Origin of the sequence: Klebsiella sp. CN_Kp113, from assembly GCF_040064585.1 — a bacterium.
In the GTDB taxonomy this organism is placed as follows: domain Bacteria; phylum Pseudomonadota; class Gammaproteobacteria; order Enterobacterales; family Enterobacteriaceae; genus Klebsiella; species Klebsiella michiganensis.
In genome coordinates, this window is record NZ_JBEAID010000001.1 from 310,396 (window position 1) to 336,646 (window position 26,251).

Sequence of the window (26,251 nt, forward strand, 5' to 3'; positions counted from 1 at the left end):
CATCTGATTGCTGATAGCCGATGCCCGAGTATATAAGCGATTATGGGCAGCGTAAATGACTGATACCTGTAGATTTTATTGACAAAAACAGCAAAACATCAATATAAACAACAAGATAGACAGGTAAGTCATTATTTAACTTTACGCTTATCGGAGTTCGTTACATTTTTGGCCACGACAGGATGTTTGCGATACGGGTTGGCGAATCCGGGTCGATCGCGGATAATCTCACTATTGAATATCAGCGAGTTGCCCTCCATATCGGCAGAGCGAATACCCAAGAGATCATGATACCGTCTATGCCTGAACAATACCGATACTCTCTGCCGGTTAAAGCCGGCGATCAGCGCCAGATTGGCGAACTGACCGGCGCGGCCTGCGCCACTCTGGTGGCGGAAATGGCCGAGCGCCACGGCGGACCGGTGGTACTGATTGCCCCCGATATGCAAAACGCCCTGCGTCTGAATGATGAAATCAGGCAGTTTACCGATAGCATGGTGGCGGGCCTGGCGGATTGGGAAACCCTCCCCTACGATAGCTTTTCCCCGCACCAGGACATTATCTCTTCCCGCCTCGCCACCCTGTACCAGCTCCCGACCATGGAACGCGGCGTACTGATTATCCCGGTCAGCACCCTGATGCAGCGCGTCTGTCCGCATAATTTCCTTCACGGCCACGCGCTGGTGATGAAAAAAGGCCAGCGCCTGTCGCGGGATGCGCTGCGCTCCCAGCTGGATAGCGCCGGCTATCGTCACGTCGACCAGGTGATGGAGCACGGCGAGTACGCCACGCGCGGCGCATTGCTTGACCTTTTTCCTATGGGCAGCGAGCAGCCCTACCGTCTCGATTTTTTTGATGATGAGATAGACAGCCTGCGTCTGTTCGACGTCGACAGCCAGCGTACGCTGGAGGAAGTCGCCAGCATTAACCTGCTTCCGGCGCACGAATTCCCGACGGATCAGGCCGCTATCGAGCTATTCCGCAGCCAGTGGCGCGACCGCTTTGAGGTCAAACGCGACGCCGAGCATATCTATCAGCAGGTCAGTAAAGGCACGCTGCCCGCGGGAATCGAATACTGGCAGCCGCTGTTCTTTAACGAGCCGCTGCCGCCGCTGTTCAGCTATTTCCCGGCGAAAACGCTGATCGTTAATACCGGCGATCTGGAGGCCAGCGCCGAACGCTTCCAGAACGAAACCCGCGCCCGCTTTGAAAACCGCGGCGTCGACCCGATGCGCCCGCTTTTGCCGCCGGAACAGCTGTGGCTGCGCAGCGATGAGCTGTTTAGCGAGCTCAAAAAATGGCCGCGCGTCCAGCTCAAAACCGAGCGTCTGGCGGAAAAAGCCGCCAACACCAATCTCGGTTATCAGAAATTACCCGAGCTGGCGATCCAGGCGCAGAACAAAGCGCCGCTGGATAACCTGCGCCGATTCCTCGAGTCCTTCAGCGGGCCGGTGATTTTTTCGGTCGAGAGCGAGGGGCGTCGAGAGGCGCTTGGCGAAATGCTGGCGCGTATTAAGATCGCGCCAAAGCATATCCTGCGTCTTGAAGAGGCGACGGGTAATGGCCGCTATCTGATGATCGGCGCCGCCGAGCATGGTTTCGTCGATAGCCAGCGTAATCTGGCGCTGATTTGCGAAAGCGACCTGCTGGGCGAGCGCGTCGCGCGCCGTCGTCAGGACTCTCGCCGAACCATCAATCCCGATACGTTGATTCGTAACCTGGCGGAGCTGCATATCGGCCAACCGGTGGTGCATCTTGAGCATGGAGTTGGGCGCTACGCCGGAATGACCACCCTTGAAGCGGGCGGCATCAATGGCGAATACCTGATGCTGACCTACGCCAACGATGCCAAACTGTACGTGCCGGTGTCGTCGCTGCATCTGATTAGCCGCTATGCGGGCGGCGCGGAAGAGAATGCGCCGCTGCATAAACTGGGCGGCGACGTCTGGGCGCGGGCGCGGCAGAAAGCCGCCGAGAAAGTGCGCGACGTGGCCGCCGAACTGCTGGATATCTACGCCCAGCGCGCGGCGAAAGCGGGCTACGCGTTTAAACATGATAAAGAGCAATATCAGCTGTTCTGCGACGGCTTCCCGTTCGAGACCACGCCCGATCAGGCGCAGGCTATTAACGCCGTACTGAGCGATATGTGTCAGCCGCTGGCGATGGACCGTCTGGTGTGCGGCGATGTCGGCTTCGGCAAAACGGAAGTGGCGATGCGCGCCGCGTTTCTGGCGGTTGAAAACCATAAGCAGGTGGCAGTGCTGGTGCCGACCACCCTGCTCGCCCAGCAGCACTTCGATAACTTTCGCGATCGCTTCGCCAACTGGCCGGTGCGCATCGAGATGCTCTCGCGCTTTCGTAGCGCCAAAGAGCAGGCGCAGATCCTCGAGCAGGTCGCGGAAGGGAAAGTCGATATTCTTATCGGCACCCATAAACTGCTGCAGCCGGACGTTAAGCTGCGCGATCTCGGCCTGCTGATTGTTGATGAAGAGCACCGCTTTGGCGTGCGCCATAAAGAGCGCATCAAGGCGATGCGCGCCGACGTCGATATCCTGACCCTGACCGCCACGCCTATTCCGCGTACGCTGAATATGGCGATGAGCGGTATGCGCGATCTGTCGATCATCGCCACCCCGCCCGCCCGCCGTCTGGCGGTCAAAACCTTCGTCCGCGAATATGACGCGCTGGTGGTCCGCGAGGCGATCCTGCGTGAGGTACTGCGCGGCGGCCAGGTTTACTACCTCTATAATGACGTGGAAAACATCCAGAAAGCCGCCGAGAGGCTGGCGGAGCTGGTGCCGGAAGCGCGCATTACCATCGGTCACGGCCAGATGCGCGAGCGCGAACTCGAACGGGTGATGAACGATTTCCATCACCAGCGCTTTAACGTGCTGGTGTGCACCACCATTATCGAAACCGGGATCGACATTCCAACGGCGAACACCATTATTATTGAGCGCGCCGATCACTTCGGTCTCGCACAGCTGCACCAGCTGCGCGGTCGCGTCGGTCGTTCGCACCATCAGGCTTATGCCTGGCTGCTGACGCCGCATCCGAAGGCGATGACCACCGATGCGCAAAAACGCCTTGAGGCTATTGCATCGCTGGAAGATCTCGGAGCTGGCTTCGCTCTGGCAACGCATGACCTCGAAATTCGCGGCGCGGGTGAACTGTTGGGCGAGGATCAGAGCGGTTCCATGGAAACCATCGGCTTCTCCCTCTATATGGAGCTGCTGGAAAATGCCGTTGACGCGCTGAAAGCAGGCCGCGAACCCTCGCTGGAGGATCTTACCAGTCAGCAGACCGAAGTTGAGCTACGGATGCCGTCGCTGCTGCCGGATGACTTTATCCCGGATGTGAATACGCGCCTGTCGTTCTACAAACGCATTGCCAGCGCGAAGAACGAGAATGAGCTGGAGGAGATCAAAGTCGAGCTTATCGATCGCTTTGGCCTGCTGCCCGACCCGGCAAGAAACCTGCTCGATATCGCCCGACTGCGCCAGCAGGCGCAGAAGCTGGGGATCCGCAAGCTGGAGAGCAACGAAAAGGGCGGCACCATTGAGTTTAACGAGAAGAATAACGTGAATCCGATGTGGCTGATTGGCCTGTTGCAAAAGCAGCCTCAGCACTATCGCCTGGATGGCCCAACGCGCCTCAAGTTTACGCAGGACCTTGCCGAGCGTAAAACGCGGATGGAGTGGGTGCGCCAGTTTATGCGCCAGCTCGAAGAGAACGCCGCCGCCTGATAGCAGGCGGGATACGGCCTGTGCGTCGTATCCCGCCCCTCCCCACTTGTTCGGCAAAATTTACAAACATTTTGCAATCCCTCTGAACTTCCAGACACTCTCTTCGCCATAATTTCAGGGACTTTTCGTATAAAAATAACCACTTACTTATTATGGAATTAGGGTGATGAAAAGCTTTACGCGAATTTCTCTCTGGCTGGGGATGATGGCTATCGCCGCCGCGCTGGCGCTGCCCGCTCGCGCCAATACCTGGCCCCTGCCGCCTCCGGGCAGCCGTCTGGTCGGGCAAAACCAGTTTCATGTCGTTGAGAATAACGGCGGCTCGCTCGAAGCGATCGCCAAAAAGTACAACGTCGGTTTTCTGGCCCTGCTCCAGGCTAACCCCGGGGTGGATCCGTATGTTCCACGAGCCGGTAGCGTGCTGACGATTCCGCTGCAAACCCTGCTACCCGACGCGCCGCGCGAAGGATTAGTCCTTAACCTGGCCGAACTTCGCCTCTATTACTATCCGCCAGGAAGAAGTGAAGTGACCGTTTATCCTATCGGCATTGGTCAGCTCGGCGGCGATACCATCACGCCGACAATGGTCACCACCGTCTCCGACAAACGCGCCAACCCGACCTGGACGCCGACGGCCAATATTCGCGCCCGCTATAAAGCAATGGGCATTGACCTGCCTGCCGTCATGCCCGCGGGCCCGGATAATCCCATGGGGCACCACGCTATTCGCCTGGCGGCGTACGGCGGCGTGTATCTGCTGCACGGCACCAACGCCGACTTCGGCATCGGCATGCGCGTCAGCTCCGGCTGTATTCGCCTGCGCGATGACGACATCAAAGCGTTGTACAACGAAATCACCCCTGGCACCAGGGTGACGATTATCAATACGCCAATCAAGGTGTCCGTGGAGCCGAACGGCACCCGTCTGGTGGAGGTCCATCAGCCGCTGTCAAAACATATTGATGACGACCCGCAGACGCTGCCCATTACCCTTACCGACAGCATGCAGGCGTTTAAGCAGGCACAGTTGACCGACACCGAGGTAATGGAACGCGCGATGATGCTGCGTTCGGGCATGCCGATTGACGTCACCCGCCACCATCGCGTAACGGAGCAGTCGCTCTAGTTCGCTAAACTGCCGACGAAAAAAACCGCCTTCAGTTCACTGAGGCGGTTTTTTTATGGCAATAATCAAACAGGGTCCTGCTTTTCTGCGGGTTGCGGCGCCATATAAGGGGTGGGCACCGCCTCTCGTCAGAGAACAACGTACTTCTTACTTTACGCGGACTGCTGAAGGGGGTCAGATCCGCGCGTGGTCAGTGGCATAACAGGGGTAGTTCAAAAAATTATTTGTAGATAACCGCAGTCCCGTGAAGGGTGTTAGGACCGGTTACGGACGTAATACGGTAAGAGGTTGCGCCCATCTCTTCCGCTTTTTGCGCCAGCTGATCTTCCAGCGAACCCAGGTTGGTCCCGGCTGAGGCGGAAACGGTACCGATTTTATGCTGACCCGCCGGCGTTGACTGAACTTCTACAGCGGCGAAGCTGGCGAAAGAGAGTGAGCTAAGAACAGCGGCGATAGCGAGTGTTTTAACATTTTTCATGATTGTTATACCTGTGCAGATGAATGTTTTTGTAGGGGCGAACGCATTTAATTAACGATCGATATGGAAATGATAATGTGATCCACATCACACGTCAAACTATTTTTATAACGACCGTTTAACTATTTATAAACAGCTTAAAATTCATACATATATGAATTATTTATTTTTAGAGCAACATCGCTGGTAGCACGTAAGGTTTATTTTTATAATGCCCTTTCAACAAACCAACACAGGTACAGCGGCACCATGACAACTGACGTTCAAAGTTGCACGAAAAAAAGCCGTGGCCGACCTAAAGTGTTCGACAGGGAAGCGGCGCTGGATAAGGCCATGACACTCTTCTGGCAGCACGGCTATGAAGCGACCTCTCTCGCCGATTTAGTGGAGGCGACGGGCGCAAAAGCGCCTACGCTTTACGCGGAATTTGTGAATAAAGAGGGGTTGTTTCGCGCGGTGCTGGATCGCTACATCGCGCGTTTTGCCGCCAGGCACGAAGCGCTCCTCTTTGACGAAGAGAAAAGCGTCGATCGGGCGTTACGCGACTACTTCACCGCCGTCGCGACTTGCTTTACCAGCAAAGAAACGCCGGCAGGCTGCTTTATGATTAATACCTCCGCAGCGCTGGCGGCGGCGTCCACCGATATCGCCAATACCGTTAAGTCCCGGCACGCAATGCAGGAACAGACGCTAACGCAGTTTCTCCAGCAGCGGCAGCTGCGCGGCGAGCTGCCGCCAGACGGTGACGTACGTCAGCTGGCGCAGTTCCTCAACTGCATATTACAAGGCATGTCGATCAGCGCCCGCGAAGGCGCCGACTTCACTAAAATCATGCAAATCGCCGAGACCACGCTGCGTCTGTGGCCCCAGGTTCTTCAGCGCTAAGACCTCGCTTACCGGTGGGCTCCCCACCGGTTCCCCTCCCCTTTATCCCTACATAACGCAATGTTTTCAGTCATTTATTTTGTTCATTTCGCGAGAATGATATTGATAACAATAATCAATACGGGCAAAATTCAGTCTTAAACGTTTCTGTATATTTCACCATGTAACAACCGGTACGCCCGTACCGAATAACGAAAACAACGATATCGTAAGCCCTAAATAATTCGAGTTGCAGGACATGGCGCTTGTGCCTTGATCTGCGCTAGCGCTGGCCCCGTAGGGGCGAGGCCCATGGATGGGCCGAGTAATCCGCAGTCAACACACCTGCAACTTGAAGAATGACGGGCATAAACTCATAAAAGGAATGAGCATGAACAAGCGTCTCTGGGTGCTTAACCCACTGCTGCTGGCAACCGCCCTGCCCGCCTGGGCCGCTGATGACAGCATGATCGTCAGCGCAAACCGAACGCACCGCACCGTCGCTGAAATGGCCCAGACCACCTGGGTTATCGAAGGCCAGGAAATTGAACAGCAAGTTCAGGGCGGAAAAGAATTTAAAGACGTGCTGGCGCAGCTGATCCCCGGCATCGACGTCAGCAGCCAGGGACGCACCAACTACGGCATGAATATGCGCGGCCGCGCGATTGTCGTGCTGATTGACGGCGTTCGCCTTAACTCTTCCCGTACCGATAGCCGCCAGCTGGATTCTATCGATCCGTTTAACATTGAGCATATCGAGGTGATCTCCGGCGCCACATCGCTGTACGGCGGCGGTAGTACCGGCGGCCTTATTAATATCGTCACCAAAAAGGGCCAGCAGGAGCGCCAGGTTGACCTGGAGCTGGGGAGCAAAACCGGTTTTGCCAACAGCAACGATCATGATGAACGCGTGGCGGCAGCGGTCAGCGGCGGTACCGACCACGCTTCCGGCCGTTTATCGGTCGCCTATCAGCGTTTTGGCGGCTGGTATGATGGCAATAACGATGCGCTGATCCTTGATAATACCCAGACCGGGCTTCAGCATTCCGACCGCCTGGATGTGATGGGAACGGGAACCATTGAGATTGACGAGAACCGTCAGCTGCAGCTGGTAACCCAGTACTATAAAAGCCAGGGCGACGATTACGGTCTGTACCTCGGGAAAAATATGTCGGCGGTGACCGGCGACGGCAAAGCCTTTACCACCGATGGCCTGAACTCCGACCGCGTCCCCGGCACCGAACGTCACCTGATAAGCCTGCAGTATTCCGATGCCGATTTCCTCGGCCAGAATCTGGTCAGCCAGGTCTATTATCGTGATGAATCCCTGACTTTTTACCCTTTCCCTACGCTCAGCAAAGGCCAGGTCAGCAGCTTCTCCTCTTCAAAACAGGATACCGATCAGTACGGCGCGAAGATCACCCTGAATAGCCAGCCGCTGGATGGCTGGGATCTGACCTGGGGAGTGGACGCCGACCACGAAACCTTCAACGCCAATCAGATGTTCTTCGATTTGGGCCAGTCTATGTCTTCCGGCGGTCTGAATAACCAGGCTATCTACACCACCGGCCGTTATCCCGGCTACAGCATTACCAACCTGGCGCCGTTCCTGCAGTCCAGCTATGACCTGAACGACATCTTCACTATCAGCGGCGGCGTACGTTATCAGTGGACGGAAAACCGGGTCGATGATTTTGTCGGCTATGCCCAGCAGCAGGATGTCGCCAGCGGCAAGGTCAGCTCTGCGGATGCCATTCCGGGCGGAAAAACCGATTACGACAACTTCCTGTTTAACGCCGGGATTGTCGCCCATCTCACCGATCGTCAGCAGACCTGGTTTAACTTCTCTCAGGGCGTTGAGCTGCCGGATCCGGGCAAATACTACGGCATCGGTAAGTACGGCGCGGCGGTCAACGGCCATCTTCCGCTTCTCTCAAGCGTGAACGTTGGCGATTCGCCGCTGCAGGGAATTAAAGTTAACTCGTACGAACTGGGCTGGCGCTACACCGGCGATAATCTGCGCACTCAGCTGGCGGCTTACTACTCGACCTCCGATAAAACGATCGTCGTTAACCGTACCGATATGACCATCGATGTGCAGTCCGATAAACGCCGTATTTATGGCGTAGAGGGCGCGGTGGACTACTACTTGCCGAACAGCGACTGGAGCGCCGGAGCTAACTTTAACGTGCTGAAATCGCAGGTGAAAAGTGACGGTAGCTGGCAGAAGTGGGACGTCACTCTCGCCTCGCCGTCAAAAGCCACCGCGTGGGTTGGCTGGGCGCCGGAGCCGTGGTCGCTGCGGGTGCAGAGCCAGCAGGTGTTTGATATCAGCGATGCCAGCGGCAATAAGCTCGACGGCTACAATACGGTAGACTTTATCGGCAGCTACGCGCTCCCTCTCGGCAAGCTGACCTTCAGCATTGAGAACCTGCTCAATGAAGATTATGTCACCCTCTGGGGCCAGCGCGCGCCGCTGCTGTATAGCCCGACCTACGGCAGCAGCTCTCTCTACGAGTATAAAGGTCGCGGACGCACCTTCGGCCTGAACTACGCTTTGAGCTTCTGATAAAAAAAGCCCCTCAGCCAGAGAGCCTGAGGGGCGAATAAAGATACACATCTTTTTTACGCTTTGTTAGTCAGAATCAGTTGGCCATTGCTGTCCAGCGGGATTTGCGTACCAGGGTCGCGATCCATACGGATTTTGCCCTGCTGGTCGCCGATTTTGTAAGTGACATCGTAGCCGAGCATTTTTTCTGATTTATCGTACACCGTTTTGCAGCGCTGCTGCGTCGTGGTGTAGGTATCCCCTTCCTGCATTGAGCCCTGAATCTGGTTACCGGCATAGCCGCCGCCCAGCGCGCCCACAACGGTGGCAACGTCGCGGCCGCGTCCGCCGCCGAACTGATGGCCAATAACCCCACCGGCCACCGCGCCCAGCACGGATCCGGCGATGCGGTTTTCATCCTGCACCGGTCGACGATGGGTCACGGTGACGTTCCGGCACTCCTGACGCGGGGTTTTGACGCTCTCTTTTATCGGCGTACTGGATACTACCTGTGCATACTGCGGGCCGCGATCTAACACGTTAAGACCGGCAACGGCTGCGACGCCCAGCGCGGCAGCCACGCCAATTCCTATACCCGCCAACATTGATTTATTCACGGGACTTCCTCCTTCGTTGCTATTGCCCGTAATTTTGCAATCCAGGCATCAGGCTTGCAAATAAGAAAGCGGATGAAAAGTGCGTGAACGTGTGGCAAATCAACGGGATTCGGAGGAATCTGAGAGGGTTTCCCGGCAAGGAAAGGAGGATATTCTGGTTATGAGTCTCTTAATGCGAAAAGCAAACGGGCGGACAAAACCTTCTGGCTTTGCCGCCCAGAGACATTAATGCAGCTTCAGGCGCGGACGAATAATGCGGTTGATACGTCCTACCAGCATCATCAGGCCGGTTTTAAAGTAGCCGTGCAGCGCAATCTGGTGCATGCGATACAGAGAGATATAGACGAAGCGCGCAATGCGACCTTCGATCATCATTGAACCGCGCATCAGGTTGCCCATCAGGCTGCCCACGGTGGAATAGTTAGAGAGCGACACCAGCGAACCGTGATCTTTATAGGTATAAGCTTTCAGCGGCTTACCTTTCATCTGCGCCAGAATATTGTGCAGGGCGCAGGTCGCCATCTGGTGCGCAGCCTGAGCGCGCGGCGGGACAAAACCGCCTTCCGGGCGGGCGCAGGACGCGCAGTCGCCGATGGCGTAAATATCCGCATCGCGCGTCGTTTGCAGCGTCGGTTCGACCACCAGCTGGTTAATACGGTTAGTCTCCAGACCGCCAATCTCTTTCATAAAGTCCGGCGCCTTAATCCCGGCCGCCCAGACCATCAGGTCAGCGTTGATAAATTCACCTTCTTTCGTGTGCAGACCGTTTGCATCGGCGCTGGTGACCATGGTTTTGGTCAATACGCGGACGCCAAGCTTGGTCAGCTCGCTGTGCGCGGCGCCGGAAATGCGCGGCGGCAGCGCGGGCAGAATACGCTCGCCAGCTTCAACCAGCGTCACGTTCAGAGCTTCGTTAGTCAGACCTTTGTAGCCGTAGCTGTGCAGCTGTTTCACCGCATTGTGCAGCTCGGCCGACAGCTCAACGCCGGTCGCGCCGCCGCCGACGATGGCGATATTCACCTTGCCGTTCGCCCCGAGGTTCGCCGAATACTTGAGGAACAGATCCAGCATTTCCTGATGGAAACGACGCGCCTGATGCGGATTATCGAGGAAGATGCAGTTCTCTTTCACGCCAGGCGTGTTGAAGTCGTTCGACGTACTTCCCAGCGCCATGACCAGCGTGTCGTACGGCAGCTTACGCTCGGGCACCAGCAGCTCGCCCTTCTCGTTATGCAGCTCGGCGAGGGTGATCGTTTTGGTTTCACGGTTAATATCCACCACCGATCCCAGCTGGAACTGGAAGTCGTGGTTACGGGCGTGAGCAAGGTAGCTCAGCGCGTCTACACCTTCATCAAGTGAACCGGTCGCCACTTCATGCAGCAGCGGTTTCCACAGGTGGCTGTGGTTACGATCAACCAGCGTGATTTTGGCCTTTTTATTACGGCCCAGCTTTTTACCCAACTGGGTAGCCAGCTCCAGCCCACCGGCACCACCACCCACAATCACTATTTTTTTCAATGGCGTAGTCACGCGACCCCCTAAAATTATTAACCAATTGTTAACTAAAAGTTATACATATAACCTTTAATTAACAACAGGTTACGGCAGTGAAACCATTCAGCGAGATCGAGAATAACATGAACGGTGCATTGGTCATACCAAAATTGATATGCATCAAGTTTTACCGCATATTTTTTGAGCGCAGAATCGCAAAAATGAATAAAAAAAGCCCGCGATGTTTTCACATTGCGGGCCGGCGCGCGTTTAGCCGAGGGTTTTGAAGGCTTTTATGCGCTGGAGATGCGGGGAGATATTCTTGAACTTGTGGGTCTGTTCTTCATCCCAGATTATCTCATAGTAATGGTGCAGCAGGTCCGCCGAACGCTGGCTATTCAGCGCTTCGTCCTGACGAGATAGCACCACCAGGCAGCGATCGCGGTTTTTTTCGCGGAAATTATTCACGCATTTGGTGGCAATATCCGCATACTCTTCCGGCCGATCAATTTTCCCTTCCATGTTTTCATTGGGAAACAGGTTCGGGTTAAAAATGGCCTGGCGGATATCGCAAAGAAAGCCAATTCGCTCCGCCCAGAAGCCGCCGAGACCCACGCCGCAAATCAGCGGCCGATCGTCGGCGCTCAGCTGCAGCATCTTATCGACCTCTTTTAATAAGTGCTGCATATCATGTTTGGGATGCCGCGTGCTGTAGCTAATCAACCGAACATCGGGGTCAATAAACTGAAGCTGAAGCACCTTCTCATGGTTACCGGGGCTGTTTGAGTCAAAACCATGTAAATAGATAATCATCGCATCCTCACCAGACAACAACGCCTTTCAGGTTTATTACGCGGATTTCGCCTCTTGCCAGCGCGCGTGAAGCTGCTCAAGCTGCGCGCTGATCGTCTTCCAGCGGGCGGAATCCCTTAACGCCTGACGGCTAAAGGAACCTTTATGATACAATTTCGTAACACGTTCTGCTTTGATCGGCGACAGGTTATCCAGCACGCTGACCGCACCCTTACGATTATTGCAGACAAGGATCATATCGCAACCCGCATCCAGCGATGCCTGGCCGCGCTCGGCGTAGCTGCCCATAATCGCCGCCCCTTCCATCGACAGATCGTCAGAGAAAATCACCCCTTCAAATCCCAGCTCACCGCGCAGAACCGTTTTTAGCCAGTGCGCAGATCCGCTGGCCGGACGCGGGTCAACGTCGCTGTAGATGACGTGGGCGGGCATGATCGCATCAAGCCGCTGCTCGCCAATCAGCGTACGGAAGATGGCCATATCTCTGGCGCGAATTTCCGCTTCCGCGCGCGGATCGCGCGGCGTCTCTTTATGGGAATCGGCCGTCACCGCGCCGTGTCCGGGAAAGTGCTTACCGGTGGTTTTCATTCCCGCGGCGTGCATGCCGTCAATAAAATGACGAGCTATCGCCAGGGCTTTGTCGGGATCGTCGTGATAGGATCGCTCGCCAATAGCGGCGCTGATATGCCCAACGTCCAGAACCGGCGCAAAGCTGATATCAATATCCATGGCGATCATTTCGCTGGCCATCAGCCAGCCGGCCTCTGCGGCCAGCTTACCGCCCTCCTCCATGCCGAGCAGCGCGGCGAAAGATTGCGCCGCGGGAAGGCGGGTAAAGCCCTCGCGGAAACGCTGTACGCGCCCGCCTTCCTGATCTACCGCCACCACCAGATGGTTGCGCGAGGCCTCGCGGATCTGGCGGACCAGCTCACGCAGCTGCGCCGGATCGTGATAGTTGCGGGTAAACAGGATCAGCCCGCCAACCAAAGGATGCGCCAGAATCTCACGCTCTTCCGCATCCAGTTCAAAACCTTCGACATCCAACATTACCGGGCCCACATCCACCTCTCTTATCCTTTTACTTTTTGTCTAACTGGCGCCATACCTCATCCGCCAGCGCAATAAACTGTCGGTCACCGGTTTGCTGCCAGCGTCGCTCGTACCAGCCCGCCATCAGCAGCTGCACCCACGGACGCCAGCGCTGAATTTGCCGCCAGAGCTGAAGCTCATCGATGCTCGCCCGTCTCGCGTATTCTGCGGCTAGCCGACGATGCGCGGCGGGCTCGATCCACACCGCCGCCAGCTCCAGCGCAACATCGCCATCGCCCGCATATTCCCAGTCAATCAGCCGCAGCCCCGCCTCGCCGTGAACGATGTTGCCCGCATGGACATCCATATGTAACGGGGCGAGACGCAGCGGCCGGGGCTCGCCGCGACGCAGCAGCCGTTTGTGCCAACGTAGCCACTGCGGTGTGCGCCGCGCGGGGCTGCACTGTTGCCAGTAGCGCTCAAGCAGCGGCCGCAGCGCGATACGCCAGCCAAAGCGCGGCTGTCGGTGCAGATGATACAGTAACCCTGCGAGCGCCGGACACTCCGGTAATGCGTTAACCACATCGCCTGAGCAATATTCCACCACCATCCAGGCGGGAGAATAAAACACCGGCGCGGGCGCTAACGAATCGGGAAGGCGTGACAGAACGTGATATAGACGGCGAAAGTCGCAGGCCGGCGCATGCGGATCGTGCGGCTGGCGCAGCACCCACTTTTGCCGACCATCGCTGAGAATGCAGCTGCCGCCGCTCAGCCCGTTTTGGGGCGGCGCGGCGACAGGCGTATAGCGCGGGAAAAAGCGCGACAGCACTTCGTCGCGCGTGAGCTTATTGTTGCTGAACAGCACCTTTGCCTGACCAGATAATTTCGCCGGTCTGGACCAGCATTAGCTGCATTTTCAGCTCAGGGGAATTAACGTTGCCGGTCGCGTTGGAATAGAGCACGTACTGTGCGCCAACGGTACGCGCAATGCCCATCGCTTTACTGCGGCTGCCAAGGCTATCCTGCGGCGACAGGCCAAGCTGCTGTTTGGCTACGCCCAGCTGCTGCTGCGAGACCAGGGTGAATTTTCCATTGCCTTCCAGCGCGTTGCGCAGCGCCGTGGTGGCCTCTCCCGCATTCAACGTGCCGTTGGTGCGGTTATTGACGCTGTCGACCAGCAAAATGCTGCCCGCATTTACGCCGCTGGCCTGCAGCATCTGCCCAATCATCGGCTGCACCGCGGAATTCCAGTCAAAATGACGCACGCGCGGCGCCGGCTGCGCTGGCTGCTCGCCGTGTTCAATCGGACCCGGCTGCGTAGGTATCACGGGAATAGTCGGCACAGTCGGCTGCGGCTGAACGGGCTGCTGCGGCTTCGGCTGCGCTTCCTCAACGGGAGCGGGTTCCTGACGTTGACCCACGCATCCGGCAAGGAATATCGCCAGTGCGGTAACTAATGCATAGCGACATAGTTTAATCATTACGATTACCTCTTACAGATAAAGATAAAGTCGGGCCTTGTGCGCCCCCAGAATATTGGCGCTGCCATAAAGCGTAACGGAAGAGTGCGCAGGCACCGTTATGCTGCGCGCGGACTCCAGCGGATGCATTTCCAGCCCTCTGGCGTCATACCAGAAAAAGCGATAATGCACGGTCACCGGTACCTGGCGTTCATTGAACAATCGGGTGGTCGCCGTCGCCTGAATCTCGGATGCGGTCACCGTCGGTACTTCAGCACTGATGCCCGCTGCCAGTACGTTTGATTCCATCACCAGACTTTGCTGATCGCTGACCGGAATTTCCGGATGCGAACTGCACCCGGCCAGTAACGTCACGGCCAGAAGTGCGCCGAAGTGGGCTGCGCGCATGAATGTTAACCTTTATGAGCCAGCATCGGGCCTAACGGACGGCCGCCCAGCAGGTGCATATGGACATGGTAGACCTCCTGGCCCCCGTGGCGATTGCAGTTGACGATCAGGCGATAGCCATCGTCGGCAAGCCCCTCATCGCGGGCGATTTTCGCCGCGACGGTCATCATGCGTCCCAGGGCAAGCTCGTGCTCTGCGGTCACATCGTTGACGGTGGGAATCAGGATATTGGGAACGATCAGAATATGGGTTGGCGCCTGCGGAGAGATGTCGCGAAAAGCGGTCACGAGCTCATCCTGATAAACCACATCCGACGGGATCTCCCGGCGAATGATTTTGCTGAAAATCGTTTCTTCTGCCATGACTGATTCCTTAATAATTTTTATACCGTGCTCTGGCCTGCCTCTGCAGGTAAACGCGGATGCACAGGATTCCCCTAAGAGTATGAGCGAGTTACTCCCCCTCTTTCAACCTGAATGCGTTTTTTCTTACGCGACCAAGCGCTTAGCTGCTGACGGATTAAGCGTTTCTTCGCTGTATGCCCCCCGGTACCGGTCAACAAGACCCGGGTACAGCCGTTTTCCCACTTGTTTACACATTAAATATTAATGCGTATATTTCTCATTTGTATTCAAATAAAATGCAGTGCACTGACGATCTACCGCGGCCATCGCGCCGCAGCAAATAACAACAATCACACGATCAAGGGTTTATGATGTCTCTCTCCACCAACTTTCGGGATGGGCGTAACGCGCCGTCCCTGCTTGCTATGGGTATCGCGCTGGCGATCTTTCCCAACCTCAGTCAGGCAGCCGGCACGTCCGAAGACACTCTTATTGTAGAAGGTTCCGCAGATAGCGCCTCGGAGACACAAGAGCAGGACTACAGCGTCAGAACCACCTCAGCCGGGACTAAAATGGAGATGGCCCAGCGCGATATCCCGCAATCGGTCAGTATCATTACCGAACAGCGGATGCGGGATCAGCAGCTGCAAACGCTGGGCGACGTCATGGACTATACCATGGGGATCAGCAGCAGCCAGGCGGACTCAGACCGCACCAGCTATTATTCCCGCGGTTTTGAGATCGACAATTATATGGTCGATGGCATTCCGACCTGGTTTGAATCTCGCTGGAATCTGGGCGACGCGCTTTCCGATATGGCCCTCTTCGAACGGGTTGAGGTCGTACGCGGCGCCAACGGCTTGCTGACCGGTACCGGCAACCCTGCCGCGTCGGTCAATATGATCCGCAAGCACGCGACCAGCCGGGAGTTCAAGGGAAATGTCTCTGCGGAGTACGGCAGCTGGAATAAGCAGCGCTACGTTGCTGATATGCAAAGCCCGCTGACTGACGATGGCAGCGTACGGGCGCGCATTATCGCCGGTTATCAAAATAATGATTCGTGGCTGGATCGCTATAACAGCGAAAAAACGTTCTTCTCCGGCATTCTTGATGCCGATCTCGGTACGTCGTCCGCTTTATCCGCTGGCTACGAGTATCAGCGTATCGACGTGAATAGCCCGACATGGGGTGGCCTGCCTCGCTGGAATACCGATGGCAGCAAGAACCACTATAATCGCGCCCACAGCACCGCGCCCGACTGGGCCTATAACGACAAAGAGATCAACAAGGTCTTCGTCACGCTGAAACAGCGCTTTGCCGATACCTGGCAGGCAACGCTGAATGCCACCCATTCTGAGATCACGTTCGACAGCAAGATGATGTACGTGGACGCGTACGTCAACAAAGCGACCGGAATGCTGGTGGGCCCCTATAGCAGCTACGGCCCGGGCTATGATTACGTCGGCGGTACCGGCTGGAATAGCGGCAAACGTAAAGTCGACGCCGTTGACCTGTTCGCCGACGGCGGCTACGACCTGTTTGGTCGCCAGCACAACCTGATGATCGGCACCAGCTACAGTAAACAAAACAACCGCTATTTCAGTTCGTGGGCAAACGTCTTTCCCGATGAGGTTGGCAGCTTCTATAGCTTCAATAGCGCGACATTCCCGGAAACCAGCTGGGGCCCGCAGAGCCTGGCGCAGGACGATACCACGCGAATGAAGTCGCTGTATGCGGCGACGCGTTTTTCCCTGCTTGACCCGCTGCATCTGATTCTTGGCGTCCGCTATAACAACTGGAGCATCGAGACGCTGACCTACACGATGGAGAAAAACCATACCACCCCGTACGCCGGGCTGGTTTACGACATCAACGACAGCTGGTCGGCCTACACCAGCTATACCTCGGTCTTCCAGCCGCAGAATAAGCGCGATAGTTCCGGTAAATACCTGACCCCGGTTACCGGAAACAACTATGAAGTGGGCCTGAAGTCGGACTGGATGGACAGCCGGTTAACGACGACGCTCGCCCTATTCCGCATCGAGCAGGATAACCTCGGCCAGGCGACCGGCGGGCAAATCCCCGGCAGCAACGGCGAAGCAGCCTATAAAACCGTCGACGGTACCGTCAGCAAAGGGGTGGAGTTCGAAATCAACGGGGCGATTACCGATAACTGGCAGATGACCTTTGGGGCGACGCGTTTTGTCGCTGAAGACAATGAAGGCAATGCGGTGAATCCCAACCTGCCGCGTACCAGCGTCAAGCTGTTCACCCGCTACCATCTGCCGGTAATGCCTGAACTGACCGTCGGCGGCGGCGTTAACTGGCAGAACCGGGTGTATAAAGATACCGCGACGCCGTACGGGACGTTCCGTGCGGAACAAGGCAGCTACGCGCTGGTGGATGTGTTCACTCGCTACCAGGTCACTAAAAATTTTGCTGTGCAGGGTAACGTCAATAACCTGTTCGACAAAACCTACGACACCAACGTCGATGGTTCCATCGTCTACGGCGAACCGCGCAACGTCAGCATTACGGCCAGCTATCAGTTCTGATCTCTGCTTAACGTGACAAAAGCCGCGGGCGCGCTTTTAACGCCTGCGGCCATTAAAAAAGGCAGCCCGTAGGCTGCCTTAGTCTCCCCATATCACAACTTAGCTGTTGCGGATGTATTCATCCATTTCAGTTTTCAGGTTATCGGATTTGGTACCGAAAATAGCCTGAACGCCTGAACCTGCAACAACCACGCCTGCGGCACCCAGTTTTTTCAGGCCAGCCTGATCAACTTTCGCCACATCCGCCACGCTCACGCGCAGACGAGTGATACATGCGTCGAGGTTAGTAATGTTCTCTTTACCGCCGAACGCGGCAATCAGAGCCGGAGCCATTTCGCTGGTCGCGCCAGCTTTGCTGTCTTCGGTGGCGTCTTCACGACCCGGGGTTTTCAGATCCAGCGCTTTGATCAGCACGCGGAACACCACGTAGTAAACAATCGCGTAGCAGATACCGACGATCGGGAACAGCCACAGCTTGCTGCTGTTGCCAGACAGAACGATGAAGTCGATCAGGCCGTGAGAGAACGACGTACCGTCACGCATACCCAGCAGGATACAGATCGGGAAGGCCAGACCTGCCAGAATCGCGTGGATGATGTACAGGATCGGCGCAACGAACATGAACGAGAACTCGATCGGCTCGGTAATACCGGTCAGGAACGAGGTCAGCGCTGCGGAGATCATGATACCGCCCACTTTCGCGCGGTTTTCTGGTTTGGCAGAGTGCCAGATAGCGATAGCGGCGGCCGGCAGACCGTACATTTTGAACAGGAAGCCGCCGGACAGTTTGCCCGCAGTCGGGTCGCCTGCCATATAGCGCGGAATATCACCGTGGAAGACCTGACCTGCTGCGTTGGTGTATTCACCAATCTGCATCTGGAAAGGAACGTTCCAGATGTGGTGCAGACCAAACGGCACCAGGCAGCGCTCAATGAAGCCGTAGATACCGAACGCGACAACCGGGTTCTGGTAAGCGGCCCACTGGGAGAAAGTCTGGATTGCGGTACCGATCGGTGGCCAGATAAAGGACAGGATCACGCCAGTGAAGATCGCTGCCAGGCCGGAGATAATTGGCACAAAACGCTTGCCCGCAAAGAAGCCCAGATACTCAGGCAGCTTAATGCGATAGAAGCGGTTGAACATGTAGGCTGCGATGGCACCGGAGATGATACCGCCGAGGACGCCGGTATCCGCCAGGTGTTTAGCCGCAATCTCTTCAGCAGGTAAATGCAGAACCAGAGGTGCAACCACGGCCATGGTTTTCACCATGATGCCGTAAGCGACGACCGATGCCAGAGCGGATACGCCGTCGTTATTGGTGAAGCCAAGTGCGACACCGATAGCAAAAATCAGCGGCATGTTAGCGAAGACCGAACCGCCCGCTTCCGCCATGACGTGGGAAACTACGGCTGGCAGCCAGCTGAAGTTTGCGGAACCGACGCCCAGCAGGATACCTGCGATAGGCAGTACGGATACCGGCAGCATCAGCGATTTACCGACCTTCTGCAGGTTAGCAAATGCATTCTTAAACATAATTGAGAGTGCTCCTGAGTATTTGGTGCTTTTTTACGTTTTCACGCATTGGCCCGGGGGGAGAACCGCGCCGTGGACAGGACATCTAAGCGCCCTTTATTTATTACACAGAGTAAAATAATTACCGGGATGATTGTTTGACGGCTATCACGTTTCAATCAGACACCCATTAAAAACTGACATTGATTTACATAACTCGTGTCTGAATGTTGCCAAAAAACCTTCACCGCCCCATTTGTGGCGGTGAACTTTACTCGCTTTAGCTATTAATTACGAGCCTTAAAATAATAAGCAATATCAGAGAGGTTGCAGCCGGGAGGGGTCAATATGAAAAAGCGTCGCGAAATTTTCAGTCGTCTGTTGTGCCAGCTGCTCCAGCGATACGCCCTTGAGGACCGCCATATACTCGGCGACGTCCCGGACCATCGCCGGCTGGTTCTCTTTGCCGCGATGCGGTACCGGCGCCAGATACGGCGAATCGGTCTCCACCAGCAGGCGATCGAGAGGTACATAGCGCGCAGCATCGCGAAGCTGCTCCGCATTACGGAACGTCACAATGCCGGAAAACGAGATATAGAACCCCATATCCAGCAGCTTACCCGCTGTCTCCCTATCCTCAGTGAAACAGTGTAGTACGCCACCGCAATCCGTCACTTTTTCTTCGCGTAAAATTTCCAGCGTATCGGCGCGGGCATCGCGGGTGTGAACAATAACCGGCTTATTCAGCTCCCGGCCTATACGGATATGATCGCGAAACGACGCCTGCTGACGCGCTTTTGTTTCCGGCGTGTAGAAATAATCGAGCCCGGTCTCGCCCATCGCGACGACGCCGTCCTCTGCTGCGAGTTTGCGCAGCTCTTCAACGTCATACTCTTCATCCTGGTTTAACGGATGGACGCCGCAGGAAAAAACGACGTCGTGACGCTGCCCCACCAGCTCGCGCATACCGCGGTATCCCGGCAGCGTCGTCGCCACCGCCAGGCAAAATTTCACATCGCGCGCGGAAGCCTTTGCCAGTACATCGTCCACATCTTTATGCAGCGTTTGATAATCCAGGCCATCGAGATGGCAATGGGAGTCGACTAAAAACATAATGTCTCTCTCAGAGGTGGGATACGGGAAGAACCGCCCCGGGTTGCAGGTAATGTTCCCAGCGCAGAAGGCGCTCGGTTAGCAACAGTTCGCGATTAATGCCGACAACGCTCAACAGCTGTTCGCGGCAGGCGCTGACGTCACGCGCAATCGCCTGCAGGCGCGCCGCCGGCAGCGCAGCGGCCAGCTGATTGACCAGTGGCCAGGCGTCCGGATTGCTGATAAGCGTAATCCCCTGCTGCCTTTTTTGCGCATCGACCAGCAGCGATGCCAGCCAGTGCAGGCGAATCGCGGCCTGTTCATGGTTCAAAATCGGCAACAGCGTCAGCCAGTCGCCGTGAGTTAAAATATTACCCAGGATCTGACAAAGCTGCTGGCGCGGTGCCCAGTGAGCATCCTGCAGCAGATCCAGCGCTGCCGCTGGCGCGTTGGCGCTCAGCCGCAGCGCCGCGAGCAGCGCGTCTTGTGACATCGTCACTTCCCGCTCTAACCACGCCAGCGCGTAGCGTTCTGAAGGCGGAGCAAGGTGATACAAACGACAGCGGCTGCGCAGCGTTGCCAGCAGGAGCGCTGGCTCCTGACAGGCCAGGAAGAACCAGGTATTCTCCGGCGGCTCCTCCAGCGTTTTCAGCAGCGCGTTTGCCGCCGCATCCGTCAGCATAGCGGCATCGCCGATCCACACCACCTTCGCGCCGCCAAGCCGGGCGTGCTCATAAAGCTTTTCGCTCACCTCGCGCACGGCATCGATCCCGAGCGAACTCTTCCCCTTTTCCGGGGCCAACGCATAATAATCAGGATGGGTACCGGCCTGCATCAGCTGACAGCTGTGGCAATGACCGCAGCTTTTATGCCCTTCCGGCTGGCGGCACATCAGAAAGCGACAAAGCGCGTAAATCAGCGCATCGCTCCCCATGCCCGGCAGCGCCTGGACCATCAGCGCATGGTGGCCCCGTCCCGCCTGATAGCTGGCAACCAGCTGTTCAAAGGGCGGGCGTAACCACGGATACCATTTCATGGGAGTTGCTCCGCAACCCACTGATTCACCACCGCACGGATGTCGCGCTCGACGGCCTCCAGCGGCTGGGTGGCGTCAACGGTGCGGATGGTGGGATCCTGCGCCGCCAGTTCAAGGTAGCGCGCGCGAGTTCGATTAAAGAAATCCAGCGACTCCTGCTCAATTCGGTCAAGTTCGCCGCGGGCGCGGGCGCGCTTCAGGCCCACCTCCGGAGTCACATCAAGATAAAGCGTCAGATGGGGACGAAAGTCTCCCAGTACCGCGTCACGCAGGGTCGCCAGCATCGTCTGGTCGATACCGCGACCGCCGCCCTGATAGGCCTGGGTAGAGAGATCGTGACGATCGCCAATGACCCATTGACCGCGCGCCAGAGCGGGTTTAATCACCGTCTCTACCAGCTGTACGCGCGCCGCGTAAAACATCAGCACTTCCGCTTTATCATTAATCACTTCATCGCCGGTGGACTGAATATCCAGCACCAGGCTGCGCAGCTTCTCGGCCAGAATGGTGCCGCCCGGTTCGCGGGTAAACACCATGTCGCTAACGCCCAGCTGTTTTAGCGTCTCTACCACACATTCACGCGCGGTGGTTTTCCCTGCGCCCTCCAGGCCCTCGATGACGATATAGTTACTGCGCATTTTTTTCCTTAAGTACTTTCAAATAATCCTGAACCGAGCGGTTATGGCTGGCCAGGTTGGTGTTAAACGTATGCCCGCCCTTGCCGTCCGCGACAAAATAAAGATACGGCGTTTTCGCCGGATGCGCGGCGGCGTTCAGCGAGGCCTCGCCCGGTGCGGCGATGGGTCCGGGCGGCATACCGTTAATGGCATAGGTATTGTAAGCGGTCGGCGTTTCCAGGTCTTTACGCGTCAATTTGCCATTATAACTCTCCCCCATCCCGTAAATCACGGTGGGATCGGTTTGCAAACGCATGCCGATACGTAAACGATTGATAAATACCGATGCGACGCGGTCGCGCTCTTCCGGCAGCGCCGTCTCTTTTTCAATGATAGAGGCCATCGTCAGCAGCTGATTCTTATCATGATACGGCAGATTCTCCATCCGCCCTTCCCAGGCTTTATCGACCGCGGCAACCATCTTCTGATGCGCGCGCTTAAGGATCGCCACATCGCTGGTATTGGCGGTATACATCCAGGTATCCGGCCAGAACCAGCCTTCGACCCAATCGGGATGTTCCAGTTCAAGGGCCTTCGCCACGGTTTCATAGCTGTCATCCGCCAGCGTATGCTTGACGTAAGGCGCATCGCGCAGCTGACGCAGGTAGTCACTCACCCGCATACCTTCAACGAAGCGCAGCGGAAACTGCGCCTCTTTACCGCTGGCCAGCAGCTGCAGCATCTGGCGTACCGTCATATCAGGCGTGAAGCGATAGGTCCCGGCTTTAAAGTGGGAAAGCTCAGGCTTGATGCGCAGCAGCCACTGGAACACCCGAGGGCGGTTAATGACTTTATCGCTATACAGCTGTTGCCCAAGCGCCAGGCGCCCCGTTCCGGCCTCAAGGGTAAAGATGGTCTCTTCTTTAATCAGTAACTTACTGTCCGCCAGCTGGCGAACTTTCCACATACCGATGCCCGCGGCGATGCCCAGCACCACCACCAACAGCAGAATGAAACGTAACATTTTCTTCATGGCTAATCAGACAGCTCACACAAGGGGGCTAAAAAATGGTAAAGCTCGCGCGTGGACCAACGTTTATCGTTCCAGCGGCGAACAGGCACCAGCGGCATTAATGCGTTACAGACAAGGACCTCGTCGGCTTCGCGTAACGCCTCGGGGCGCATGGTGGCTTCGACAACGCGAAACGGCGATGGTGCCAGCTTAGCGAGAATGTACTGGCGCATAATACCGTTGACCCCCGCCTGATCGAGGCGCGGGGTAAAGACGTCGGATCCTTTACGCCAGAATAAGTTCGCGGCACAGCATTCCGTAAGCCACCCGTCGCTGTCAAGGACCAGCGCTTCATCGGCGTCCGTCTGCTCAAGATGAGAACGAATCAGCACCTGCTCCAGCCGATTAAGGTGTTTGAGGCCGGCGAGCGAGGGATTGCGTCCCAGCCTGACAGGGCTCAACGTCACGGAGATCCCCTCCTCGCGCCAGCGAAGATAGTGCTCCGGCCAGGGCGATACGCTGAGGATTCTCACGGGATTCACGCAGCCGGCAGCGCTGTATCCGCGCCCCCCCGCCCCGCGCGTGATGATGACCTTCAGCACGCCATCCTGATGGGGCTGTGCCAGATGCGCCATCTCCTGCGCTAATAGCGCCCAGTCGTCGTAGGGGATAAAGAGCTGTTCACAGGCCTTCTGCAGGCGGGCCAGATGGGCTGACAGCAGCTGAACCCGGCCTCTGACGATGCGCGCCGTGGTAAAGCAGCCATCGCCGAACTGAACGCTGCGATCGTTCACCGCAAGCGTTTCACTTTCAGCGCCATTTATCAAATACATAAAAGTCTCCTTATCGCTGGCCGGTTAGTTTCGCAGGAGGAGATACATTGAACAAGCGGAGAAAACTGAATAAAAAAAGGCCCGACGAGCGGGCCAGTTTTTCGATGAGCATTGACGTCAGCAAAGACGTGGCGTCAGGCGCGCATCACACCCTTTTAAAGATTAGCGAGCCGTTAGTGCCGCCGAAGCCGAAGGAGTTACACAGGGTATACTCCAGATCGCTAACCTGACGCGCTTCGTGCGGAACGAAGTCCAGATCGCAACCGTCATCCGGGTTATCCAGGTTGATGGTTGGCGGAACCGCCCGATCGCGCAGCGCGAGGATGGAGTAGATAGACTCTACTGCGCCCGCGGCGCCCAGCAGGTGGCCGGTCATTGACTTAGTCGAGCTGACCATGACGCGGCTGGCAGCGTCACCGAAGACAGATTTCACCGCCTGCGCTTCTGCTTTATCGCCTGCCGGCGTAGAGGTGCCGTGGGCATTGACGTAGCCAATCTGGCTAGCTTCAATGCCAGCATCACGAATGGCGTTCACCATCGCCAGCGCGGCTCCAGCACCATCTTCCGGTGGCGAAGTCATATGGTAGGCATCGCTGCTCATACCAAAGCCGACGATTTCCGCATAGATTTTCGCGCCGCGTTTTTTCGCGTGCTCATACTCTTCCAGCACGACCATGCCGGCGCCGTCGCCGAGCACGAAACCGTCACGCTCTTTATCCCATGGACGGCTTGCCGCCTGCGGGTTGTCATTGCGCGTGGACAGCGCGCGCGCTGCACCAAAGCCGCCTACGCCCAGCGGGGTACTGGCTTTTTCCGCACCACCGGCAACCATTGCGTCAGCATCGCCATAGGCGATAACGCGCGCGGCGTGACCAATGTTGTGTACGCCAGACGTGCAGGCGGTTGCGATGGAAATGCTTGGTCCACGCAGACCAAACATGATGGTCAGATGCCCGGCCACCATGTTAACGATTGTGGAAGGAACAAAGAACGGGCTGATCTTACGCGGTCCGCCTTTTACCAGCGAACTGTGGTTTTCTTCGATCAGGCCAAGCCCGCCAATACCGGAACCAATAGCGGCACCGATGCGGGTAGCATTCTCTTCCGTCACTTCAAGGCCAGAATCCTGCATGGCCTGAATGCCAGCGACAATTCCATATTGAATGAAGGCGTCCATCTTGCGCTGTTCTTTGCGCGAGATGAAGTCATCACAGTTAAAATCCTTTACTAAGCCAGCAAATTTCGTTGCATAGGCGCTAGTATCGAAATGGTCGATCAGGCTGATGCCACTCTGACCGGCAAGGAGAGCTTTCCAGGTAGACTCTACGGTATTGCCGACAGGAGACAACATGCCCAGTCCGGTCACAACTACACGACGCTTAGACACGGTTGTCCTCCAGGGAGGGAAAATAGATTCTTGTGGGACAAAATATAGATAAAACTCAGGCGGTCGAATGACCGCCTGGAGATGTTCACTTACGCCTGGTGGCCGTTGATGTAATCAATGGCAGCCTGAACAGTAGTGATTTTCTCAGCTTCTTCGTCCGGAATCTCAGTATCAAACTCTTCTTCCAGAGCCATTACCAGCTCAACGGTGTCAAGAGAATCAGCGCCCAGGTCTTCAACGAAGGAAGCATTGTTGGTAACTTCTTCCTGCTTAACGCCCAGCTGTTCGCCGATAATTTTCTTAACGCGTTCTTCGATAGTGCTCATACTCTTAAATTTCCTATCAAAACTCGCTTTCGCGATGGTTTTCGTAGTGTATAAAATGTTGAAAAATTTGCAACTAAATCCCGGCAGGTCTTACCACGATTTTACGCTATTTTGCGGCTGTTTGCCCTCATAACGCAAATCATTTTGTACAAAACATTACGGTGAACCGCACAGACTGCGCGGTTCCTGAGCGTTTTGCACAAATCTCGGTCAGACCATATACATTCCGCCGTTGACGTGCAGAGTTTCACCGGTGATGTAACTCGCTTCGTCAGAGGCTAAAAATGCCACCGCGCTGGCGATTTCATTTGGAGAGCCTAAGCGCCCCGCAGGAACTGCCGCCAGCGTACCCGCACGCTGCTCATCGGTCAGCGCACGCGTCATGTCCGTTTCAATAAAGCCCGGAGCAACAACGTTTACAGTAATACCGCGGGACGCAACTTCGCGAGCCAGTGATTTACTGAAGCCAATCAGACCCGCTTTCGCCGCAGCGTAGTTGGCCTGACCCGCATTTCCCATGGTACCAACCACAGAACCGATAGTGATAATACGTCCATGACGCTTTTTCATCATAGCGCGCATTACCGCTTTTGACAGACGGAAAACAGATGACAGGTTGGTTTCGATAATATCGTTCCACTCATCATCTTTCATGCGCATTAACAGGTTATCACGAGTAATCCCGGCATTGTTCACCAGGATATCAACTTCACCAAATTCTGCGCGAATATTTCCCAGAACAGATTCGATAGATGCAGGATCGGTCACATTCAGCAGCAGACCTTTACCGTTAGCACCTAAATAATCGCTGATCGCCTGCGCGCCGCTCTCGCTGGTCGCAGTACCGATAACTTTCGCGCCACGGGCAACGAGCGTTTCAGCGATTGCGCGGCCAATCCCGCGACTTGCACCGGTAACCAGCGCGATTTTTCCTTCAAAACTCATGGTTTT

The 26,251-nt window shown here is 56.2% G+C and carries 23 protein-coding genes; 5 read left to right on the top strand and 18 right to left on the bottom strand.

Translation table 11 applies throughout. The features are described from left to right. Positions 1-299 precede the first annotated feature (299 nt). Both mfd and ABLV30_RS01755 read left to right on the top strand, forming a co-directional pair. Positions 300-3,746 carry a transcription-repair coupling factor gene (mfd, locus tag ABLV30_RS01750; RefSeq protein WP_014228854.1) on the top strand — a complete coding sequence of 1,149 codons (3,447 nt, stop codon included), beginning with the start codon at positions 300-302 and terminating at the stop codon, positions 3,744-3,746. A gap of 166 nt (positions 3,747-3,912) precedes the next feature. Next, positions 3,913-4,872 (top strand): L,D-transpeptidase family protein, encoded by a 960-nt coding sequence (locus ABLV30_RS01755; protein WP_029946911.1) that lies wholly within the window; start codon positions 3,913-3,915, stop codon positions 4,870-4,872. A 220-nt stretch (positions 4,873-5,092) separates the two neighbouring features. Here ABLV30_RS01755 and bhsA read toward each other — a convergent pair whose 3' ends face one another. After that, positions 5,093-5,350: a multiple stress resistance protein BhsA gene (bhsA, locus tag ABLV30_RS01760; RefSeq protein WP_004131427.1), complete on the bottom strand. Its 258-nt coding sequence runs from the start codon at positions 5,348-5,350 to the stop codon at positions 5,093-5,095. 249 nt (positions 5,351-5,599) lie between these two features. On the opposite strand from bhsA, the gene ABLV30_RS01765 reads away from it, so the two are divergent. Further along, a complete protein-coding gene (locus tag ABLV30_RS01765) occupies positions 5,600-6,235 on the top strand; it encodes a TetR/AcrR family transcriptional regulator (RefSeq protein WP_004849937.1) in 636 nt (211 codons plus the stop codon). A 370-nt stretch (positions 6,236-6,605) separates the two neighbouring features. Then, positions 6,606-8,783, top strand: a complete 2,178-nt coding sequence (locus ABLV30_RS01770; protein ID WP_265800896.1) for a TonB-dependent siderophore receptor — start codon at positions 6,606-6,608, stop codon at positions 8,781-8,783. A gap of 56 nt (positions 8,784-8,839) precedes the next feature. Here the strand turns inward: ABLV30_RS01770 and ABLV30_RS01775 are convergent, their stop codons facing one another. From ABLV30_RS01775 to hinT, 8 genes are all read right to left on the bottom strand, one after another. After that, on the bottom strand, positions 8,840-9,379 hold the full coding sequence (locus tag ABLV30_RS01775; RefSeq protein WP_004131424.1) for a glycine zipper 2TM domain-containing protein: 540 nt from the start codon (positions 9,377-9,379) through the stop codon (positions 8,840-8,842). A 225-nt stretch (positions 9,380-9,604) separates the two neighbouring features. Then, positions 9,605-10,909, bottom strand: coding sequence for an NAD(P)/FAD-dependent oxidoreductase (locus ABLV30_RS01780; protein ID WP_004849932.1), 1,305 nt, complete (start codon positions 10,907-10,909; stop codon positions 9,605-9,607). 234 nt (positions 10,910-11,143) lie between these two features. Further along, positions 11,144-11,686 (bottom strand): alpha/beta hydrolase YcfP, encoded by a 543-nt coding sequence (gene ycfP, locus ABLV30_RS01785; RefSeq protein ID WP_004849931.1) that lies wholly within the window; start codon positions 11,684-11,686, stop codon positions 11,144-11,146. Positions 11,687-11,722: 36 nt separating this feature from the next. Further along, positions 11,723-12,733 (bottom strand): beta-N-acetylhexosaminidase, encoded by a 1,011-nt coding sequence (nagZ, locus tag ABLV30_RS01790; protein ID WP_029946910.1) that lies wholly within the window; start codon positions 12,731-12,733, stop codon positions 11,723-11,725. A gap of 31 nt (positions 12,734-12,764) precedes the next feature. Then, the gene (thiK, locus tag ABLV30_RS01795; protein ID WP_348865505.1) at positions 12,765-13,583 is read right to left on the bottom strand and encodes a thiamine kinase; all 819 of its coding nucleotides are present in this window, start codon (positions 13,581-13,583) and stop codon (positions 12,765-12,767) included. Further along, on the bottom strand, positions 13,564-14,199 hold the full coding sequence (gene lpoB, locus ABLV30_RS01800; RefSeq protein ID WP_014228847.1) for a penicillin-binding protein activator LpoB: 636 nt from the start codon (positions 14,197-14,199) through the stop codon (positions 13,564-13,566). Before lpoB ends, thiK begins: the two co-directional genes overlap by 20 nt. 12 nt (positions 14,200-14,211) lie before the next feature. Beyond that, positions 14,212-14,586, bottom strand: a complete 375-nt coding sequence (locus ABLV30_RS01805; RefSeq protein WP_014228846.1) for a YcfL family protein — start codon at positions 14,584-14,586, stop codon at positions 14,212-14,214. Between the two features lie 5 nt (positions 14,587-14,591). Beyond that, complete coding sequence (gene hinT / locus ABLV30_RS01810; RefSeq protein ID WP_004849924.1) at positions 14,592-14,948, bottom strand: purine nucleoside phosphoramidase; 357 nt, start codon at positions 14,946-14,948, stop codon at positions 14,592-14,594. A 353-nt stretch (positions 14,949-15,301) separates the two neighbouring features. On the opposite strand from hinT, the gene fhuE reads away from it, so the two are divergent. Then, a complete protein-coding gene (gene fhuE, locus ABLV30_RS01815; protein WP_348865511.1) occupies positions 15,302-17,485 on the top strand; it encodes a ferric-rhodotorulic acid/ferric-coprogen receptor FhuE in 2,184 nt (727 codons plus the stop codon). A 99-nt stretch (positions 17,486-17,584) separates the two neighbouring features. On the opposite strand, the gene ptsG is transcribed toward fhuE, so the two are convergent. The 9 genes from ptsG to fabG all read right to left on the bottom strand — a co-directional run bounded on the left by ptsG (position 17,585) and on the right by fabG (position 26,245). Beyond that, complete coding sequence (gene ptsG, locus ABLV30_RS01820) at positions 17,585-19,018, bottom strand: PTS glucose transporter subunit IIBC (RefSeq protein ID WP_014228844.1); 1,434 nt, start codon at positions 19,016-19,018, stop codon at positions 17,585-17,587. Between the two features lie 297 nt (positions 19,019-19,315). Then, positions 19,316-20,110 (bottom strand): metal-dependent hydrolase, encoded by a 795-nt coding sequence (locus ABLV30_RS01825; RefSeq protein WP_004849918.1) that lies wholly within the window; start codon positions 20,108-20,110, stop codon positions 19,316-19,318. Between the two features lie 10 nt (positions 20,111-20,120). Continuing rightward, on the bottom strand, positions 20,121-21,125 hold the full coding sequence (holB, locus tag ABLV30_RS01830) for a DNA polymerase III subunit delta' (RefSeq protein ID WP_049082389.1): 1,005 nt from the start codon (positions 21,123-21,125) through the stop codon (positions 20,121-20,123). Next, positions 21,122-21,763, bottom strand: a complete 642-nt coding sequence (gene tmk, locus ABLV30_RS01835) for a dTMP kinase (RefSeq protein WP_004849914.1) — start codon at positions 21,761-21,763, stop codon at positions 21,122-21,124. The genes holB and tmk overlap by 4 nt, the downstream gene beginning before the upstream one ends. Continuing rightward, complete coding sequence (gene yceG / locus ABLV30_RS01840; protein ID WP_004849912.1) at positions 21,753-22,775, bottom strand: cell division protein YceG; 1,023 nt, start codon at positions 22,773-22,775, stop codon at positions 21,753-21,755. Before yceG ends, tmk begins: the two co-directional genes overlap by 11 nt. 2 nt (positions 22,776-22,777) lie before the next feature. After that, entirely contained in the window at positions 22,778-23,587 is an 810-nt protein-coding gene (gene pabC, locus ABLV30_RS01845; protein ID WP_025106910.1) for an aminodeoxychorismate lyase, read from the bottom strand. A 145-nt stretch (positions 23,588-23,732) separates the two neighbouring features. Next, on the bottom strand, positions 23,733-24,974 hold the full coding sequence (gene fabF / locus ABLV30_RS01850; protein ID WP_004849908.1) for a beta-ketoacyl-ACP synthase II: 1,242 nt from the start codon (positions 24,972-24,974) through the stop codon (positions 23,733-23,735). Between the two features lie 89 nt (positions 24,975-25,063). Next, complete coding sequence (gene acpP / locus ABLV30_RS01855; protein WP_000103754.1) at positions 25,064-25,300, bottom strand: acyl carrier protein; 237 nt, start codon at positions 25,298-25,300, stop codon at positions 25,064-25,066. 210 nt (positions 25,301-25,510) lie between these two features. After that, positions 25,511-26,245, bottom strand: coding sequence for a 3-oxoacyl-ACP reductase FabG (gene fabG, locus ABLV30_RS01860; RefSeq protein ID WP_004131399.1), 735 nt, complete (start codon positions 26,243-26,245; stop codon positions 25,511-25,513). Between the last annotated feature and the right edge of the window lie 6 nt (positions 26,246-26,251).

Bases quoted from the DNA above. Each gene is read 5' to 3' on its own strand.
- mfd (WP_014228854.1), top strand. From the start codon at position 300: ATGCCTGAACAATACCGATACTCTCTGCCGGTTAAAGCCGGCGATCAG.
- ABLV30_RS01755 (WP_029946911.1), top strand. From the start codon at position 3,913: ATGAAAAGCTTTACGCGAATTTCTCTCTGGCTGGGGATGATGGCTATC.
- bhsA (WP_004131427.1), bottom strand. From the start codon at position 5,350: ATGAAAAATGTTAAAACACTCGCTATCGCCGCTGTTCTTAGCTCACTC.
- ABLV30_RS01765 (WP_004849937.1), top strand. From the start codon at position 5,600: ATGACAACTGACGTTCAAAGTTGCACGAAAAAAAGCCGTGGCCGACCT.
- ABLV30_RS01770 (WP_265800896.1), top strand. From the start codon at position 6,606: ATGAACAAGCGTCTCTGGGTGCTTAACCCACTGCTGCTGGCAACCGCC.
- ycfP (WP_004849931.1), bottom strand. From the start codon at position 11,686: ATGATTATCTATTTACATGGTTTTGACTCAAACAGCCCCGGTAACCAT.
- nagZ (WP_029946910.1), bottom strand. From the start codon at position 12,733: ATGTTGGATGTCGAAGGTTTTGAACTGGATGCGGAAGAGCGTGAGATT.
- lpoB (WP_014228847.1), bottom strand. From the start codon at position 14,199: ATGATTAAACTATGTCGCTATGCATTAGTTACCGCACTGGCGATATTC.
- ABLV30_RS01805 (WP_014228846.1), bottom strand. From the start codon at position 14,586: ATGCGCGCAGCCCACTTCGGCGCACTTCTGGCCGTGACGTTACTGGCC.
- hinT (WP_004849924.1), bottom strand. From the start codon at position 14,948: ATGGCAGAAGAAACGATTTTCAGCAAAATCATTCGCCGGGAGATCCCG.
- fhuE (WP_348865511.1), top strand. From the start codon at position 15,302: ATGTCTCTCTCCACCAACTTTCGGGATGGGCGTAACGCGCCGTCCCTG.
- ptsG (WP_014228844.1), bottom strand. From the start codon at position 19,018: ATGTTTAAGAATGCATTTGCTAACCTGCAGAAGGTCGGTAAATCGCTG.
- ABLV30_RS01825 (WP_004849918.1), bottom strand. From the start codon at position 20,110: ATGTTTTTAGTCGACTCCCATTGCCATCTCGATGGCCTGGATTATCAA.
- holB (WP_049082389.1), bottom strand. From the start codon at position 21,125: ATGAAATGGTATCCGTGGTTACGCCCGCCCTTTGAACAGCTGGTTGCC.
- tmk (WP_004849914.1), bottom strand. From the start codon at position 21,763: ATGCGCAGTAACTATATCGTCATCGAGGGCCTGGAGGGCGCAGGGAAA.
- yceG (WP_004849912.1), bottom strand. From the start codon at position 22,775: ATGAAGAAAATGTTACGTTTCATTCTGCTGTTGGTGGTGGTGCTGGGC.
- pabC (WP_025106910.1), bottom strand. From the start codon at position 23,587: ATGTATTTGATAAATGGCGCTGAAAGTGAAACGCTTGCGGTGAACGAT.
- acpP (WP_000103754.1), bottom strand. From the start codon at position 25,300: ATGAGCACTATCGAAGAACGCGTTAAGAAAATTATCGGCGAACAGCTG.
- fabG (WP_004131399.1), bottom strand. From the start codon at position 26,245: ATGAGTTTTGAAGGAAAAATCGCGCTGGTTACCGGTGCAAGTCGCGGG.